This is a genomic window from Streptomyces sp. NPDC006283 (genome assembly GCF_040613325.1).
In the GTDB taxonomy this organism is placed as follows: Bacteria; Actinomycetota; Actinomycetes; order Streptomycetales; family Streptomycetaceae; genus Streptomyces.
The window spans coordinates 1-16802 of sequence record NZ_JBEXRZ010000060.1 but is presented as its reverse complement, the minus strand read 5'-3'; the positions used below and the strand labels follow the sequence as shown (position 1 = coordinate 16802).

Genomic DNA, 16802 nt, shown 5'->3' with positions numbered 1-16802 from the left:
TCCCCCGGGGGTTTCGGGATGCGATTCAGCGAAGGGCTTCGGCCATGTCGCCCCACAGATGGGCGGTGGTCTCCACGCCCTTGAGGAGCAGATCCAGCTCGACCTTCTCGTTCGGTGCGTGCCAGCCGTCGGACGGTACGGAAATGCCGAGGAAGAGCACGGGCGCCGCCAGTACGTCCTGGAGGTCGGCGGCGGGTCCCGAGCCGCCCTCGCGGGTGAAGCGGATCTTCTGTCCGTCGAAGGCGCGGCCCATCGCCCGCACGACCGACTGGAGTGCCGGGTGGTCCAGCGGGGTCAGGCAGGGGCGGGTGGCCGCACCGAAGACGATCTCGTGACGGATACCGGCCGGCACCTTGGAGGCGACCCAGTCGGTGACGGCGCGCTCGATCTTGTCCGGTTCCTGCCCCGCGACCAGCCGGAAGGACAGCTTGAGCCGGGCGGACGAAGGGATGATCGTCTTGCCGCCGGGTCCCTGGTAACCGCCGCCGATGCCGTTCAGTTCCGCCGTCGGGCGTGCCCAGATGCGCTCCAGTGTGGAATAGCCGGCCTCGCCGAGGATGCCGTGCGACGTGGCGGTGCGCAGCCAGGTCTCCTCGTCGAAGGGGAGCTCGGCAAAGAGCTCGCGCTCGGCGTCGGTGAGGGGCGCGACGCCTTCGTAGAAGCCGGGGACGGTGACCTGCTCGTTCTCGTCGTGCAGCGCGGCCACGAGACGGGCGGCGACCGTCGCGGGGTTGGGGACGGCTCCGCCGAACGACCCCGAGTGGATGTCCTGGTCGGGGCCGTACAGGGCGATCTCGCAGTCGGCGAGGCCCCGCATGCCCGTGCAGACGGTGGGGGTGCTCTTCGACCACATGCCCGTGTCGGAGACGATCACGGCGTCGGCGGCGAGCCGGTCGGCGTGGGACTCGACCAGTGCGCGGAAGTGCGGGGAGCCCGATTCCTCCTCGCCCTCGATCAGCATCTTCAGGTTCACGGCCGGGGTGGTGCGCCCCGTGGCGGCAAGGTGTGCGCGCACCCCGAGGGTGTGGAAGAACACCTGGCCCTTGTCGTCGGCGGCGCCCCGCCCGTACATCCGGCCGTCGACGATCTGCGGCTCGAACGGGTCGGTGTGCCAGCCGTCCTCGCGGGCGGCGGGCTGCACGTCGTGGTGGCCGTACACCAGCACCGTGGGCGCGTCGGGGTCGCCGGACGGCCACTCGGCGAACACCGCGGGGGCGCCGGGGGTGGGCCAGATCTCGGCGACCGGGAAGCCGGTCGCCGTGAGCTTGCCCGCCAGCCACTCGGCGCTGCGCCGTACGTCCGCGTCGTGCTCGGGCTGCGCCGACACCGACGGGATGCGCAGCCACTCGGCGAGGTCGTCGAGGAAGGCGGCGCGGTGCTGCTGGATGTACGTACGGACGGCGCTGTCCGGGGTGTCGCTCATGCTCCTGAGCCTAACGGGCCCCGGCACCGGACTCGTCGGCCGTCCCATCCAGCAGGATGCGCTCCAGCCCCGCGCGGTCGGGAAGGCCGTCGGGACGTACGACCTCGCCGGTGCGTACGAAGACGAACGCGGCGGTCACGGCGTCGAGCGGTACTCCGTGCTGTTCTGCCCATGCCACGCGGTAGACGGCGAGCTGGAGGGGGTCGGCAGCGCCGTTGCGCGCGGTCTTCCAGTCGACGATCTCGTACGTTCCCTCCCCCGTCCGGTACACGGCGTCGATACGGCCCCGGATCACGCGGCCGGCGAGGGTGAACTGGAACGGCGCTTCGACGCGGTGGGGGGTGCGGCGTGCGTACGGGGTCCGTTCGAAGGCCTCTTTGAGCGCCGCCAGATCCTGCTCGTCCGCGATGTCGTGCTCGTCGGCGCCGCCGGGGAGCTCGTCGGGACCGAGCATGGGCAGGGGGAGTTCCTCGAAGCGCGACTCCACCCATGCGTGGAACCGGGTGCCTCTGCGGGCCGCCGGCTGCGGGGGCCGCGGCATGGGGCGGGCGAGCTCCTTGGCGAAGCCGTCGGGGTCCGCGGCAAGGCGCAGGAGCTGGGAGGCGGACAGGGACGGCGGGACGAGGACGTCGCGGACGGTCGCGCGGGTACGGCGCAGCTCGCCGGCGAGCGCGTCGAGGTCGCGATCCCAGGAGGCGACGGTACGGGCGTCTTCGGGTGTGAGCGGGGTGTCCGGCTCGGCCCCTGCCTTCTCCGTGTGCAGGGGAGGAGGCGGGTCGGCAGGTATGCGGGGGCCGGGCACGGCGGCGTCCGGGAGTTCGTCGAAGGGATCGTCGAAGGGGGGCGGTGCCTCGTCCTCCGGCGGGGCGTCCGCTGGCCAGTCCCACTCGTCGGCGGCGGCGGAAGGCGCGGTCCGGGCCTGCGGCTCTGCGTAGGCGGCCGACGCCGGGGCCGCTGCGTCCGGCTCGCCAGAAGCGGCCGAGGACAGCGTCTCGAGGTGCGCCAGGACCGTTTCCGCCGCCGCCCGGCGGCGGGTGAGCGAGGTCGGGTCGAGCGGCAGAGGCCAGGCCTGGTCGGCGGTGGCCGCATCCAGTGACGGGTTCTCCGCGTCCTCGGCCGGCTCCTCCGCCCAGACCTCGATCTCGCCGTACCCCTGCTCGCAGTGGTCGTACAGCGCCTGGAGGAACGCCGAGGGACCGCGTCGGCGCTTCTGGCTGGGGCCCCACCAGTGGGCCGAGCCGAGGAGGAGCGAGCGGGGGCGGGTGAAGGTGACGTAGCCCAGGCGGAGTTCCTCCGTGTGCTGGTGGTCCTGCATCGATTCCTTGAATGTTTTCAGGCCCCGTGCATCCCACGACTCGACGTCCGGGAGCGTGTCCGCGTCGCCGCGCAGGGCGTGCGGAAGGACCTTGGACTGCGAGGTCCAGGCCTCGCGCGCCCGGTCGTTCGGGAAGTGCTTGGCGACGAGGCCGGGGACGGCGACGACGTCCCACTCCAGGCCCTTGGACTTGTGCGCGGTGAGCACCTTGACCGTGTTCTCGCCGCCCGGGAGTGCGTTGTCGAGGCCCTTCTCGTACTGGGCGGCGGTGCGCAGGAAGCCGAGGAAGGCCAGCAGCGTCGCTTCTCCGTCCAGCGCGGCGAAACCGGCTGCGATGTCCAGGAAGTTGGCGAGGGTTTCGCGGCGGCGGGCGGCCAGCGCGTGCGGGGAGGCGGACAGTTCGACCTCGAGGCCGGTGGTGGAGAGCACCCGGTGCAGCACGTCCATGAGCGGGTCGGACAGGGATCTGCGCAGGTCGCGCAGTTCGGCGGCGAGGCGGGCGAAGCGGATCCTCGCGTCGGCCGAGAAGGGTAGGCCGTCGTCCTCTCCCGAGGCCGACTCCAGGAACGTGTCGAGCGCGTCGGCGAGCGAAACGACCTCGGCGGGGTCCGTGCCCTCGACGGCCGCAGCGAGGCGCTGGTCGGGGTCCTCGTCGACGGAGACGCGGTGAACCAGCAGCCGGGCACGGCGGCCGAGCAGCGCCAGGTCGCGAGGACCGATCCGCCAGCGCGGGCCGGTGAGCAGACGCACGAGCGAGGCGTTGGCACCCGGATCCTGGAGGACCTCGCAGACGGCCACCAGATCGGCGACCTCCGGCAGGTGCAGCAGCCCGGACAGGCCGACGACCTCGACGGGGACGTCGCGCGCGACGAGGGCGCCTTGGATCTCGGGGAAGTCTTCTGCGGTTCGGCACAGGACCGCGATCTCGCCCGGCTCCTTGCCCGTGCGTACCAGGTGCGCGATGGAGTCGGCGAGCCACTCGATCTCGTCGGCGTGCGTCGGCAGCAGCGCGCAGCGCACGATGCCGTCCCGCTCGGCGCCGGGGGCGGGCCGCAGCGCCTCGACTCCCTCATGCATGGCGCGCAGGGGGGTCGCGAGGCCGTTGGCGAGGTGCAGCAGCCGGCCCCCGCTGCGGCGGTTCTCGCTGAGCGAGTAGCGGGTGGCGGGACTGCCGTCGGCGTACGGGAAGTGGACGGGGAAGTCGTCGAGGTTGGCGACCGACGCTCCGCGCCAGCCGTAGATCGCCTGGCAGGGATCGCCGACGGCGGTGACCGCGTGTCCCGTGCCCTGTCCGAACAGGCCGGAAAGAAGGAGCCGCTGTGCCACGGACGTGTCCTGGTACTCGTCGAGCAGCACGACCCGGAATTCGTCGCGCAGGACGGCGCCGACCTCGGGCCGGGTGAGTGCCAGTTCGGCGGAGAGGGCGATCTGGTCGCCGAAGTCGAGAAGATCCCGCTCCCGCTTGGCCGCACGGTAACGGAGCGTCAGGTCGAGCAGTTCGCGGCGGGCTTCGGCGGCCTCGGGAACCTTGCGGAGGTCGGCGTTGCTGAGCCGGGCGCCCTCAAGGGTGCGCAGGAGCTCGGTGTCGTACGCCGCCAGCCGGTCGGGGCGGACGAGATGCTCGGCAAGCTCCGCGTCGAGCGCCAGCAGGTCGCTGACCAGCGACGGGAAGGAGCGGATGAGCGCCGGGTACGGCCCGGGGGCCTCGCGCAGTACGCGCGCGGCGAGCTGATAGCGGGTGGCGTCGGCGAGGAGCCGCGCGGTGGGCTCGAGCCCGATGCGCAGGCCGTGGTCGGTGAGCAGCTGGCCGGCGAAGGCGTGGTAGGTCGAGATGCGGGGCTCGCCGGGAGGGTTGTCCGGGTCGATGACATCGGGGTCCGTGACCCCGGCCCGTACGAGAGCGGCGCGGACGCGCTCGGCCAGTTCTCCCGCGGCCTTGTTGGTGAAGGTCAGACCGAGGACCTGCTCGGGTGCCACCTGGCCGGTGCCGACGAGCCACACGACGCGTGCCGCCATGACCGTCGTCTTCCCCGAACCGGCTCCGGCCACGATGACCTGCGGGGCGGGCGGCGCGGTGATGCAGGCCGTCTGCTCCGGGGTGAAGGGGATCCCGAGGAGCTCCTTGAGCTGCTCGGGATCGGAGATACGTGCGGTCACCCCGTAGAGGCTAATGGGGACCACTGACAGCAGTGGTCCCCATATGTCCGGCCACCTGATGTCCGACCGTCTGCGTGCCGGGCGGCCGGGGCCCGCCGAAAGACGGCGCCGAGCGCTCCGGGCGGCGGGCGGTTCAGGAGTCGCTCGGGCCGTCCGCGGCCGTACCGGCGCCCGAACCGGTGTCGGCATCGGTGTCGGCATCGGCGTGGCCTCCGGACGCGCTACCGGACTCGGCGCGGGCGCCGGACTCCGTTCGCGTGCCGGTTCCGGAGTCGGCCTCGCTGCCGGTGCTCGCGCCGGTGTCCGAGCCCGTGCCGCGCTCGGATCCGGTGTCCTGGCCGTTTTCGTCACCCGCCGCCGACTCACCCGATTCGCCCGTGCCCGACTCGCCCGTGCCTGATTCGCCCGTGTCCGACTCGTCGGCCTGCGGCGCTTCGCCTGTCTGGGACTCACCTGCCTCAAAGCCCGTGCCCAAGCCGGCGCCTCCGGTCAGGTTCTCGAGATCGACGACCTCACCGGCCGGCGGTGCCTTGACCTCCACCGGCTTGCCGTAGTCGGAGAGGAGGATGGTGCCGGTCTCGGTGCCACCCGTCTTGACGATCTTGAGGATGTGCGGCTTTCCTTCCTTGGCGACATGGACGGTCGTCGTCCTGCCCTCCGCCTTTTTCACAAGGGTCGCTGTGGGGACGCCGTCCACCTGGGCGTCCGGCCCGTTGGTCATCTGCTTGCGGTCCGCCTCGTCCATGTCCATCTCGGAGAAGACGGCTCTGAGGTCGCAGACGCGGTCCATGGCCTCGATGGTCCCGGCGGGCAACGTGATCCAGCGGCCCTTCATCATTTCGACGAGCGCGCCGCCGCCGCTGCCGCCGGGAGAGTCGGGGGAACGCTCCTGCAGAGTGGCGTTCCAGAACTGCTCGTCGCCCTTGAGGTACATGGCCTTGGCCACCTTGCGGAGCTCCGCCCTGCCACCCTTGGCTCCGAGGAGACCGGTGCAGTTCTCGGCGTCCAGGGCGAGGTCGATGGAGACCGGCTCGCCCTCCTTCTCGATCCGGCCCGCCATTTTCAGCGACTTGGCGTCCTTCGTGGCCGCCACCGCTTTGTCGGCGATCTGCCCCGCGTCCAGGCCGGCCAGCGAGCCGCTGGTGGCGGTCACCTGCCCCTGCTGCTCCCCCGAGACACCCTTGGCCTTGATGTCACTGTCACCGCCCCGGGTGCAGCCCGTCAGTACGACGATGACGCTCGCGCAGGCCACCACCCTCGCCAGGGACTTCCGCTTGGCCGTCATGTTGTTTCTCCTCGCAGATCCGGATCGGCCGCCGCAGCCCGTTGCGGCGGCCTGAACTCCATTGGATTCCCTGCGAATGTGGCGAACCCGGACAAATCACCGATCATTCCACTATTTGGCGGCCCTCCGGCTGCGCGCTGCACGAGGCGCGGAAAGCGCAGTGAGCACAGTGCTGCCCGGTGGAGGGCGTGAAGCGCTCGTCGAGCACACGACCGGCCGCGGTGGCGAGCAGATCGCCCACCCACTCCCCCGCGAGCGCCTCCTGTGCCTGCACCTTGGGCAGGGCGTCGCCGCCCTCCTTCTTGGCGGCCGGCTGACGCAGCTGCACCAGTTCGGCACCGCCCGGCTCGGGGCGGCGCCCGCCGAAGACCTCATCGACCGCACCCTCACGCACGGCGAGCTGGTAGACCGCGAGCTGGGGGTGGCGGGCGACCTCGTCCTTGGTCGGCGTCTGCTTGCCCGTCTTGAAGTCGACGACGTAGGCGCGACCCTGGTCGTCCTGCTCGACGCGGTCCATCGAGCCCCGGATGCGCACCTCGAACTCGCCCGCCCGCAAGGTCACGTCGAAGTCGTGCTCGGTGGCGGCGGGGGTGCGGGTGCCGCGGTCCATCACGTGCCAGCGCAGAAAGCGTTCGAGCGCGACGCGGGCGTGCCCCTTCTCCTGCTGCGACTTCCAGGGGGCGTCGAAGACCAGCGCGTTCCATACCGAGTCGAGACGTTCCATGAGGACGGCGAGATCGGCGGGGCTGCGACCGGAGGCCACTTCGTCGGCGAGGACGTGCACGACGTTGCCGAAGCCCTGGGCTGCGGTCGCCGGGGCGTCGGCCTTCACCTCACGGCCCAGGAACCACTGGAGGGCACAGCTGTTGGCCAGCTGGTCCAGTGCGCTCCCGGAGAGAGTGACGGGCTGGTCTCGGTCGCGCAGCGGCTTCGTGCTGTGTGTGACGTCGTACAGGCCCCACCAGCGGTAGGGATGAGCCGCCGGCACCAGCGGCTGCCCGTCGTCGTCGCTCAGTGCGGCAAGCCGGGCGAGCCGGCGGGCCGCCGCCTCCCGCAGCCCGGGGGACGCCTCCGGGTCCACGGTGGTCGCACGCAGCTCGGCGACGAGCGCGGCGACGGCAAGAGGGCGGCGGGGCCGGCCGGTGATGTCACGCGGCTCCGCGCCCAGTTCGGCAAGGAAGCGGGAAGGCTGGTCGCCGTCGTCGGCCGGGGCCTTGACCGCGGTGACGACGAGCCGGTCGCGGGCTCGGGTGGCGGCCACGTAGAAGAGCCGGCGCTCCTCGGCCAGCAGGGCACCGGGGGTGAGCGGCTCCGCGAGACCGTCGCGGCCGATACGGTCGGCTTCCAGCAGGGAACCCCGTCGTCGGAGGTCGGGCCACAGGCCTTCCTGTACTCCGGCGACGACGACGAGGCCCCATTCCAGGCCCTTGGAACGGTGCGCGGTCATCAGCCGTACGGCGTCGGGGCGGACCTCGCGCTTGGCGAGGGTGTCGGCCGCTATGTCCTGTGCTTCGAGTTCCTCGATGAAGTTGAGCGCCCCGCGGCCGCCGGTGCGCTCCTCGGCCCGGGCCGCCGTCTCGAAGAGTGCGCAGACGGCGTCGAGGTCCCGGTCGGCGTTGCGTCCGCCCGCGCCTCCGCGGAACGCGGCGCGTTCCAGGCGCTGCGGCCAGGGAGTGCCGTCCCACAGGTGCCACAGGGCCTGCTCCGCGGTGCCGCCGCCCTCGAGGAGCTCGCGCGCCGTGCGCAGGAGCGCGCCGAGCCGCTGGGCACCCCGGGCGTACGCGGGGTCGTGCGCGACGAGGCGCTCCGGCTCGGCGAGCGCGCGGGCGAGGAGCTGGTCGGACGGCGGTGGCAGCGCATTGCCACCCGCCCGTTCCTCGTCCCGCAGCGCCCGGCCGAGACGGCGGAGGTCTGCGGAGTCCATGCCGCCGAGGGGCGAGCCGAGGAGAGTGAGCGCGGTGTCGGTGTCGATCCAGGAGGTGGGTTCGGCCGAGGCGGTGGACTCGGACGCGGACCCGGATTCGGCGGAGGCGGTCGGTTCGGACGCGGACCCGGATTCGGCGGAGGCGGTGGACTCGGCCGCGGACCCGGATTCGGCCGGGGCCGTGGACCCGGACGCGGACCCGGATTCGGCCGCGGGTGCCACGCCCTCCGCCGACCCCATACGCGTCCCCGCGTCCGCGTTCGCGTCCGCCCCCTCCGCCGCCTCCGTCTCCGCGCTGCGGCGGGCGGCGGCCGTGGCCACCGTGCGGAGAGCCGTCAGCAGCGGCGCCACCGCGGGCTCGTGGCGGAGTGCGACGTCGTCGCCGTCGACCTCGAGCGGGACGCCGGCCGACGTCAGGGCGCGCCGGATCGACGGAATCGTACGACCGCCCGCCCTGACGAGGACCGCCATGTCGTGCCAGGGGACGCCCTCCTCGAGGTGCGCGCGGCGCAGGATGTCCGCGATGTTGTCCAGCTCGGTCGACGCCGTCGGATAGGTGTAGGCCTCAATGCGGCCGCCCTTGCGGACCGCCGACAGCTCGCGGTGCGCCCGCACCTTCTCGGACGGCAGCCGCGTCAGGGGCATCCGGCGGGTGAGGAGGCGGGTCGCGTCCAGCAGGGCCGCCCCGCTGCGCCGGGAGGTGGTCAGCACCGCCACGTCCGACGGGCTGCCGCCCGCCTTCGGAAAGGCATCGGGGAAGTCGAGGATGCCGTTCACGTCGGCGCCGCGGAACGCGTAGATCGACTGGTCCGGGTCGCCGAAGGCGACCAGCGTCCGCCCGCCGCCCGCGAGCGCCCGCAGCAGCCGCACCTGGGCCGGGTCGGTGTCCTGGTACTCGTCCACGAAGACCGCGTCGTAGGCGGGCAGGGCCACCTCCTCTGCCAGCAGCACGGCGCGGTGCACAAGTTCCGCGTAGTCCAGCACGCCCTGCAGGTCCAGGACGTCCAGGTACTCGGCGAGGAACGACGCGGCCGCCTCCCAGTCGGGCCGGCCGGTGCGGGCCGCGAAACGGGCGAGGGTGTCCGGGCCGAGGCCCAGTTCGCGGCTGCGGGCCAGAACCGCACGCACCTCGTCGGCGAAGCCGCGCGTGGTGAGGCAGGCCCGCAGCTCGTCGGGCCAGTTCACGCCGGGCAGGCCGATCTGGCCGGCGAGCAGTTCGCGTACGGTGACGTCCTGCTCGGGCCCGGACAGCAGCCGAAGCGGCTCGGAGAACAGGTCGGCGTCCTGGTTCGCCCGGACCAGCGCGTAGCAGAACGAGTGGAACGTCGTCGCCTGCGGTCCGCGCATGTCCCCCAGCCGCAGCGCCATCCGGTTCCGCAGCTCCACCGCCGCCTTGCGGCTGAAGGTGAGGACCAGGATGCGAGCCGGGTCCGCGCCTCGCGCGATGCGCGCGGCGACGGCTTCCACCAGCGTGGTCGTCTTCCCGGTGCCGGGGCCGGCGAGAACCAGCAGTGGCCCTTCGCGGTGGTCAACCACCGCGCGCTGAGCTGCGTCCAGCACAGGGGGATCCACGCGGCCCGGAGGGGTTCGCACCAGCCGGTACGCACCCGTGGACCCCCGGCGTACCTGCTGCGGGTACGCCGTAAGCCGGGTGGTGGAGGAGGAGCTCACGTGGTTCGCCGGTCCTGGTGGGTGTGCTGGTGGTGAGATCGCGGTCGGTGCCGCGCGCCGATGACGCTACGCCAGGGCACCGCGTGCGGGCGGCGACTGCGTCCCCTGCCCTGTACGGTCCCCGCACTCGCCGTGCAGGTGCCGCTTGGCGGAAGCTGTCATATGTGAGCTTCGTCGCCGTGCGGTCCGACGCCGTCCCAGCGCGCCCGTTTCATGTCGAGGCGCGGCATGTGCCCCTCGGCGCTTCGGGATGCCCCGCGCAGCGGTGTCCCCTCCTCGCGGTAGTGCTCCAGGGCGCGCAGTTCGTGGCCGGGCAGCAGCACTCCGTCGGAGCGCACGACACGCCACCACGGCACGGCGCCGCCGTACAGCGCCATGACTCGGCCGACCTGGCGGGGCCCGGACTCGCCGAGCCACTCCGCGACGTCCCCGTAGGTCATGACCCGGCCCGGCGGGATCCGCTCGGCGACCTCCAGAACCCGCTCGGCGTATTCAGGCAGCTCGTCCATCCGACCCATCCTGCCGCACGGCACCGACAATGCCGTGGCCGAGAAGTCCGCATCTCACAGCGGGCGAAACGTTCCGCAAGCGGCAAAAAGGTGTACGGTACGCGCCTCGCGTCACCGCGATGCACCCTGATGCCCCCCTCTGTCGCCCGGTCGTGCCACCATCGTGCGGGCGGTGACTGGTGATACGAGATCAAGAAGAGACCGAGACGGCGAAGGAGCAGGGCGTGCAGCCTTCGAAGGCAGCAGGCGCCCCTGACCCCGAGCCGGACCCGAAGAAGCCGGCTGCGGGAACGGGCGCCGAGGTGGCCCACGCGGACCGGGTCTCCGGGGACGAGCCCCTGCTCGCCGCGCGCGTGCACCGCCCGTCGGACCTGATGCGGCTGCTGATCGGCATCATGCTGATCGCCATCGTCCTGGCCGTTGCCGCGTTCGCACAGGGCACCACGACAGGCCTCGAGCAGGACATCAGCAAGGGCACCGGCCAGGCCCCGGACCTGCTGGTCAAGATCGCGGGCCTGGCGTCCAGCATCGCCGTGCTGCTCGTCCCGGTCGCGTTCGCCATCGAGCGGCTGGTCAAACGGGACGGACTGCGGATCGCGGACGGTGTGCTCGCCGCCGTCCTCGCCCATGGGGTCACCCTCGCCACCGACCTCTGGGTCGCCAAGAGCGCGCCCGGCAGCCTCCAGGACGCCCTGACCCAGGCGCAGACGGGCGGTGCGCTCACCGATCCGGTGCACGGTTATCTCGCGCCGGTCATCGCCTACATGACCGCCGTCGGCATGGCCCGCAGACCCCGCTGGCGCGTGGTGCTGTGGGTGGTGCTGCTCCTCGACGCGTTCGCGATGCTGGTCGCCGGCTACACCACCCCGTTCTCGATCCTCCTCACCGTGCTGCTCGGCTGGACCGTCGCCTACGGCACCCTCTACGCCGTCGGCTCACCGAACGTCCGGCCCACCGGCCAGAACCTGCTCGCCGGTCTGCGTCATGTCGGCTTCCGTCCGGTGACCGCCATGCGGGCGGAGGAGGACGCCGCGGAGAACGCGGACACGGACCGCGGCCGCCGCTATCTGGTGTCGCTCGAGGACGGGCCGCCCCTCGACGTCACCGTCGTCGACCGCGAGCAGCAGGCGCAAGGCTTCTTCTACCGGGTGTGGCGCCGGCTGACCCTGCGCTCCATCACCACCCGCCGCTCCATCCAGTCGCTGCGTCAGGCGCTGGAGCAGGAGGCGCTGCTGGCCTACGCGGCGATCGCCGCCGGCGCCAACGCCCCCAAACTGATCGCCACCTCCGAACTCGGCCCCGACGCCGTGATGCTCGTGTACGAGCACTCCGGCGGCCGTTCCCTCGACTCCCTGCCCCATGAAGAGCTCACGGACGACGTCGTACGCGGCGCCTGGCGGCAGGTGAAGGCGCTCCAGTCACGGCGCATCGCCCACCGCCGGCTCGCGGGGGACGCGATCCTCGTGGACCCGGACGGCAAGGTGATCCTCACGGATCTGCGCGGCGGCGAGATCGCGGCCGGCGACGTGGTGCTGCGGATGGACATCGCCCAGCTGCTGACCACCCTTGGTCTGCGGGTGGGTGCGGAACGCTCGGTGGCCGCCGCCGTCGAGGTGCTCGGCCCGGACAAGGTCGCCGACTGCCTCCCCCTGCTCCAGCCGATCGCGCTGAGCCGCTCCACCCGGGCCACCCTGCGCCAGCAGGCGCGCGAACGGGCCCACCGCGAACGAGAAGCGGTGCTGGAGGCCTCACGGGCCGCGAAGCGGGCGCGTAACGAGGAGCCGCCGACCGACGACCGCAAGACCGCCCGCAAGGTGGAGCGTGCGGAGAAGCAGGCCGACAAGCGTGCCCTGGACGAGGCCATGGACGAGGCCCGTGAAGAGGACCTGCTCTCCCAGATCCGCCGACAGGTCCTCCTGATCAGGCCGCAGGCCCCCGTCGAGCCGGTCCGTCTGGAGCGGATCAGGCCGCGGACGCTCGTCAGCTGCATCGCCGGCGCCGTCGCCGCGTACTTCCTGCTGTCGCAGATCGCCGACTTCGACTTCGGCACGATGTTCGCCAACGCCCACTGGGGCTGGGTGGCGGCCGCGCTCCTTTTCTCCGTGCTCAGCTACTTCGCCGCGGCGATGAGCCTGCTCGGGTTCGTGCCGGAGAGGATCAGGTTCCTGCGTACCGTTCTCGCGCAGGTCGCCGGGTCGTTCGTCAAGATCGTCGCTCCGGCGGCGGTCGGCGGTGTCGCACTCAACACCCGCTTCCTCCAGCGGTCGGGCGTCCGGCCCGGTCTGGCCGTGGCCAGTGTCGGCGCCTCGCAGCTCTTCGGTCTCGGCGCGCACATCCTGCTGCTGCTCTCGTTCGGTTATCTGACCGGTACGGAGAAGACGGCGTCGCTCACCCCTTCCAGGACAGTGATCGCGGGGCTGCTGACGGTCGCCGTACTGGTGCTGGTGGTCACGGCGATCCCGTTCCTGCGGAAGTTCGTGTCGACCAGGCTGCGCTCGCTGTTCGCCGGTGTGGTGCCGCGCCTGCTCGACGTGCTGCAGCGGCCGGTGAAGCTGCTCACGGGCATCGGCGGGATGCTCCTGCTGACGTGCGTGTTCGTGCTCTGCCTGGACGCGTCGGTCCGGGCGTTCGACGGCGGCAACCAGCAGGTGAGCTACGCGAGCATCGCCGTGGTGTTCCTCGCGGGCAACGCGCTGGGCTCCGCCGCGCCGACGCCGGGCGGTATGGGCGCCGTCGAGGGTGCGTTGATCGGCGGTCTGGTGCTCGTGGGGGTGCCCGCCGCGGTCGCCACCCCCGCCGTGCTGCTGTACCGGACGATGACGCTGTGGCTGCCGGTCCTGCCGGGCTGGCTCGCCTTCACGCACCTCACACGCAAGGGTTACTTGTGACACGCGGCCCGGACGGGGGCTGACGCACGGTCGGGCGGCCAACGATCGGGCCCGGGACCGGCATGCGAACCGACCCGGGGAGCACGCACAATCCGACCGGAAGTCACCCGTACGGCCCAGCAATGTCACCTCCACCCGCATGGACCGTCGCCCGTGCGGAGCAAGCCGGCGCGGCGCACGATGGCGGCATGCCGACAACTTCCTCCGCCGCCCGCGCCGCGGCGGCCGCCACCGCCACAGCCGTGCTGCTGGTCGCCGGGTGCTCCGACGGCGGCAGCGGGGACGAGGACCGGCCCAAGGACCTGGCCGCCCAGCAGTTGGACTGGCAGCCGTGCCCCGCCCCCTCGGAAGCGGAGGGCGGCGGGCCGAAGCCGTCGCCGCTGCCCGGGGGGACGCAGTGGGAGTGCTCGTTCATGGATGTCCCGCTCGACTACGCGAAGCCCGACGGCGAGACGATCGAGCTGGCCCTCATCCGGGCCAAGGCCCGTGACACGAAGAACCGCATCGGCTCTCTCGTCTTCAACTTCGGCGGCCCCGGCGCCTCCGGCGTGCACACCCTGCCCGCCCTCGCCCAGGACTACAACGATCTGCGTGCCCGGTACGACCTGGTGAGCTTCGACCCGCGCGGAGTCGGCCGCAGCGTTCCCGTGCAGTGCCTTGACGACAAACAGCTCGACGAACAGGCCGCCGAGGACCCGACACCCGACGACGCCGCGGAGGAGGCGGCGTACCAGGAGGGCATTGAGAAGTTCAGCCGGGCCTGCGAGGAGAACTCGGGCAACGAGCTGCCGTACGTCGGCACCATCAACGCCGCCCGCGACATGGACCTGATGCGCCGGGTCCTCGGCGACGACAAGCTGTACTACTTCGGCATCTCGTACGGCACCGAGCTCGGCGGCGTCTACGCCCACCTGTTCCCCAAAAACGTCGGACGGGCCGTCTTCGACGCCGTCGTCGACCCGACGCAGAACACCGTGCAGCGCGCGATCGGCCAGGTGAAGGGCTTCCAGCTGGCGCTCACCAACTTCTCCGAGGACTGCCTCGAGCGCGGCGACGCCTGTCGGCTCCCCGGCTCCACCGTCAAGGAGATCCAGGACTGGATCATCGCCTTCCTCGACCGGCTCGACAAGAAGCCCATCCCCGGCCTCGGGGAGCGGATGCTGACCGAGGGCCAGGCAACGGACGGCATCCTTCAGACCCTCTACTCGCAGGAGTACTGGGAGCTGCTGGAACAGGCCCTCGACGAGGCCGAAGGTGGCGACGGAGCACTGCTGATGGCGTTCTCCGACGCGATGAACGGACGCTCCGAGAACGGCACCTACAGCAACATCCAGGCGGCGGGCGCGGCCATCGGCTGCGTCGATGACAAAGAGCGCTACACACTGGACCAGGCCAAGGCCATGGTGCCCGCATTCCGCAAGGCCTCTCCCGTCTTCGGCGAGAACCTCGCCTGGGGGCAGGCCAGCTGCAACGCCTGGCCGGTGCCGGGCACCTGGGAGCACCCGGACGTCTCCGCACCCGGCGCGCCCCCGATCGTCGTGGTCGGCAACACCGGCGACCCCGCCACCCCCTATAAGGGCACGAAAGCCATGGCGGAGGCGCTGGGCAAGGGCGTCGGTGTCCAGGTCACGTACCGGGGCGAGGGACACGGTTCGTACAGCAGCAGCACCTGTGTGCAGCGAATCGTGAACACCTACCTGCTGAACGGCAAGGCGCCCGCCGACGGGACGGTGTGCAAGTAGCCCCGACAACTCCCAGAACTTCCGCAACTCTGGCAACCCCCGCAACTTCCGCCACACAATGTCGAACATGGCTTCTCCGTCCCAGGGAGCGTGAGATGAGATTTCCCGTGAGAGTGGCCGCCCTGGCCGCAACGACGCTCCTCCTGGCCGGCTCGGCCACCGGATGCGGCAGCGGGGAGGAGGGGACCGACGACCGCAAGGGCGGTGCCCCCTCCGCCTCCCCCGCTCCCACACCGGAGGCGGCGGGCACGCCCGATGCTCCGCGGCCCGCTCTCCCGGCCGCTCTGACCGGCCAGAAGCTGGACTGGCAGACCTGCGGGGCACCCACCAAGGCACAGGGGAGCTACGCGAAGGCGCCGGGCAGCCGGTGGCAGTGCGCCACTCTCGAGGCCCCGCTGGACTACCGCGAGCCGACAGGGGAAACCGTCGGCATCGCCCTGATCCGCTCCAAGACGGAGGGCCCGGGGAAGCGCATTGGCTCGCTGCTCTTCAACTTCGGCGGCCCGGGCGCCTCCGGTGTGGCCGCGTTGCCGGGTGCGGCTCCGCGCTTCGACAGCTTGCACAGCCGCTACGACCTGGTGGGCTTCGACCCGCGTGGGGTGGCGGAAAGTAGCGCGGTGGTCTGCCGGGACGACGCGGAGACGGCGAAGTCGCTTGCTCTGGACTCCACCCCGGACACCCCCGCGGAGGAGAAGATCTACATGGACGACTCGGCTGCCTTCGGTGCGGGCTGCGCCGAGCGGTCCGGCCGGGTCATCCCGCACGTCGGCACGGCGAACGCCGCACGCGACATGGACCTGATACGCCAGGTCCTCGGCGACGAGAAGCTGCACTACCTGGGCTTCTCGTACGGGACCGAGCTCGGCGGCGTCTACGCCCACCTGTTCCCCAAGAACGTGGGGCGGCTCGTCCTCGACGCGGTCGTCGACCCCTCCGCCGACTACGCCGGGCACTCGCGCAACCAGACACGCGGCTTCCAGCGCGCTCTGGAGAACTACTTCGCGAGCCGGGGCATCAGCGCGGAGAACGGCACCGAGAGCATCGTGAAGCTGCTCGCCGAGCTGGACCGCAGGCCACTGCCCACGGATGACGGCCGGCCCCTCACCGAGGGGCTGGCACTGACCGGGATCATCCAGCCGCTGTACTCCCAGGACAGCTGGACGTATCTGACCCAGGCGCTCGCAGCCGCCGAGGACGGCGACGGCACCGGCCTGCTGCTGATGGCCGACGCGTACAACGACCGTGACGACAAGGGTCACTACGGCACGCAGAACCACTCGCAGCGCGCCATATCCTGCGCGGACGCCGTGGGCCGGGTCTCACCGGCCGAGGTGCGATCCCGCCATCTCGCCGAATTCACCGCGGTCTCCCCGGTCTTCGGTCCGTACCTGGCCTGGGATCTGGCCGGCTGGTGCGCGAAGTGGCCGGTGCCCGGTGAGTGGGAGACGCCGGAGGTCTCGGCGAAGGGTGCGGCCCCGATCCTGGTGGTCGGCACGACGGGCGACCCGGCGACCCCGTACGAGGGCGCGCAGAAGATGGCCGACGAGCTCGGCCCCGGCGTCGGCGTGCTGATCACCAACAAGGGCGAGGGCCATGGCGCGTACGGCACCGGAAGCTGCGTGACGCAGATCGTGGACGCGTATCTGCTCGACGGCAAGCTGCCGCAGAACGGCAAGACCTGCACCTCCTGACCGCGTCCGCTTGCGACCCGACCGCGTCCGCTCGCAACAGAGCCCTACCCGGAGCGACAGGGGCCGCTGTCGAGGGCCTGGATGCGACAGGGCCCCGGACCGCGGTTGCAGGCCCTGCTGGACGCGGTCATGGCAGTCAGCCGGGAGTTGGAGCTGCCGGTGGTGCTGGACCGCATCGTCAGGGCGGCCATGGATCT

8 protein-coding genes are annotated in these 16802 nt (G+C 71.8%); 3 read left to right on the top strand and 5 right to left on the bottom strand.

The window, feature by feature from the left end; genetic code table 11:
- Positions 1 to 25 precede the first annotated feature (25 nt).
- From ABZ070_RS15275 to ABZ070_RS15255, 5 genes are all read right to left on the bottom strand, one after another.
- Positions 26 to 1423, bottom strand: a complete 1398-nt coding sequence (locus tag ABZ070_RS15275; protein ID WP_356633853.1) for a dipeptidase — start codon at positions 1421 to 1423, stop codon at positions 26 to 28.
- Positions 1424 to 1433: 10 nt separating this feature from the next.
- Complete coding sequence (locus ABZ070_RS15270; RefSeq protein ID WP_356633851.1) at positions 1434 to 4895, bottom strand: ATP-dependent DNA helicase; 3462 nt, start codon at positions 4893 to 4895, stop codon at positions 1434 to 1436.
- Positions 4896 to 5028: 133 nt separating this feature from the next.
- Entirely contained in the window at positions 5029 to 6180 is a 1152-nt protein-coding gene (locus ABZ070_RS15265; RefSeq protein ID WP_356633849.1) for a hypothetical protein, read from the bottom strand.
- Positions 6181 to 6283: 103 nt separating this feature from the next.
- Positions 6284 to 9775 carry an ATP-dependent DNA helicase gene (locus ABZ070_RS15260; RefSeq protein ID WP_356633847.1) on the bottom strand — a complete coding sequence of 1164 codons (3492 nt, stop codon included), beginning with the start codon at positions 9773 to 9775 and terminating at the stop codon, positions 6284 to 6286.
- Between the two features lie 158 nt (positions 9776 to 9933).
- Positions 9934 to 10284: an MGMT family protein gene (locus ABZ070_RS15255; RefSeq protein ID WP_356633845.1), complete on the bottom strand. Its 351-nt coding sequence runs from the start codon at positions 10282 to 10284 to the stop codon at positions 9934 to 9936.
- Positions 10285 to 10508: 224 nt separating this feature from the next.
- Here ABZ070_RS15255 and ABZ070_RS15250 point away from each other — a divergent pair, with 224 nt between their 5' ends.
- The 3 genes from ABZ070_RS15250 (at position 10509) to ABZ070_RS15240 (ending at position 16605) form a co-directional block, all read left to right on the top strand.
- Positions 10509 to 13172: a lysylphosphatidylglycerol synthase domain-containing protein gene (locus ABZ070_RS15250; RefSeq protein ID WP_356633843.1), complete on the top strand. Its 2664-nt coding sequence runs from the start codon at positions 10509 to 10511 to the stop codon at positions 13170 to 13172.
- A 188-nt stretch (positions 13173 to 13360) separates the two neighbouring features.
- On the top strand, positions 13361 to 14914 hold the full coding sequence (locus tag ABZ070_RS15245; RefSeq protein ID WP_356633841.1) for an alpha/beta hydrolase: 1554 nt from the start codon (positions 13361 to 13363) through the stop codon (positions 14912 to 14914).
- Between the two features lie 95 nt (positions 14915 to 15009).
- On the top strand, positions 15010 to 16605 hold the full coding sequence (locus ABZ070_RS15240) for an alpha/beta fold hydrolase (RefSeq protein WP_356633839.1): 1596 nt from the start codon (positions 15010 to 15012) through the stop codon (positions 16603 to 16605).
- Positions 16606 to 16802: the final 197 nt, after the last annotated feature.

What these genes read in the sequence shown, in the direction of transcription:
- ABZ070_RS15275 (WP_356633853.1), bottom strand. Translation starts at nt 1,423, where the DNA reads ATGAGCGACACCCCGGACAGCGCCGTCCGTACGTACATCCAGCAGCAC.
- ABZ070_RS15265 (WP_356633849.1), bottom strand. Translation starts at nt 6,180, where the DNA reads ATGACGGCCAAGCGGAAGTCCCTGGCGAGGGTGGTGGCCTGCGCGAGC.
- ABZ070_RS15255 (WP_356633845.1), bottom strand. Translation starts at nt 10,284, where the DNA reads ATGGACGAGCTGCCTGAATACGCCGAGCGGGTTCTGGAGGTCGCCGAG.
- ABZ070_RS15245 (WP_356633841.1), top strand. Translation starts at nt 13,361, where the DNA reads ATGCCGACAACTTCCTCCGCCGCCCGCGCCGCGGCGGCCGCCACCGCC.
- ABZ070_RS15240 (WP_356633839.1), top strand. Translation starts at nt 15,010, where the DNA reads ATGAGATTTCCCGTGAGAGTGGCCGCCCTGGCCGCAACGACGCTCCTC.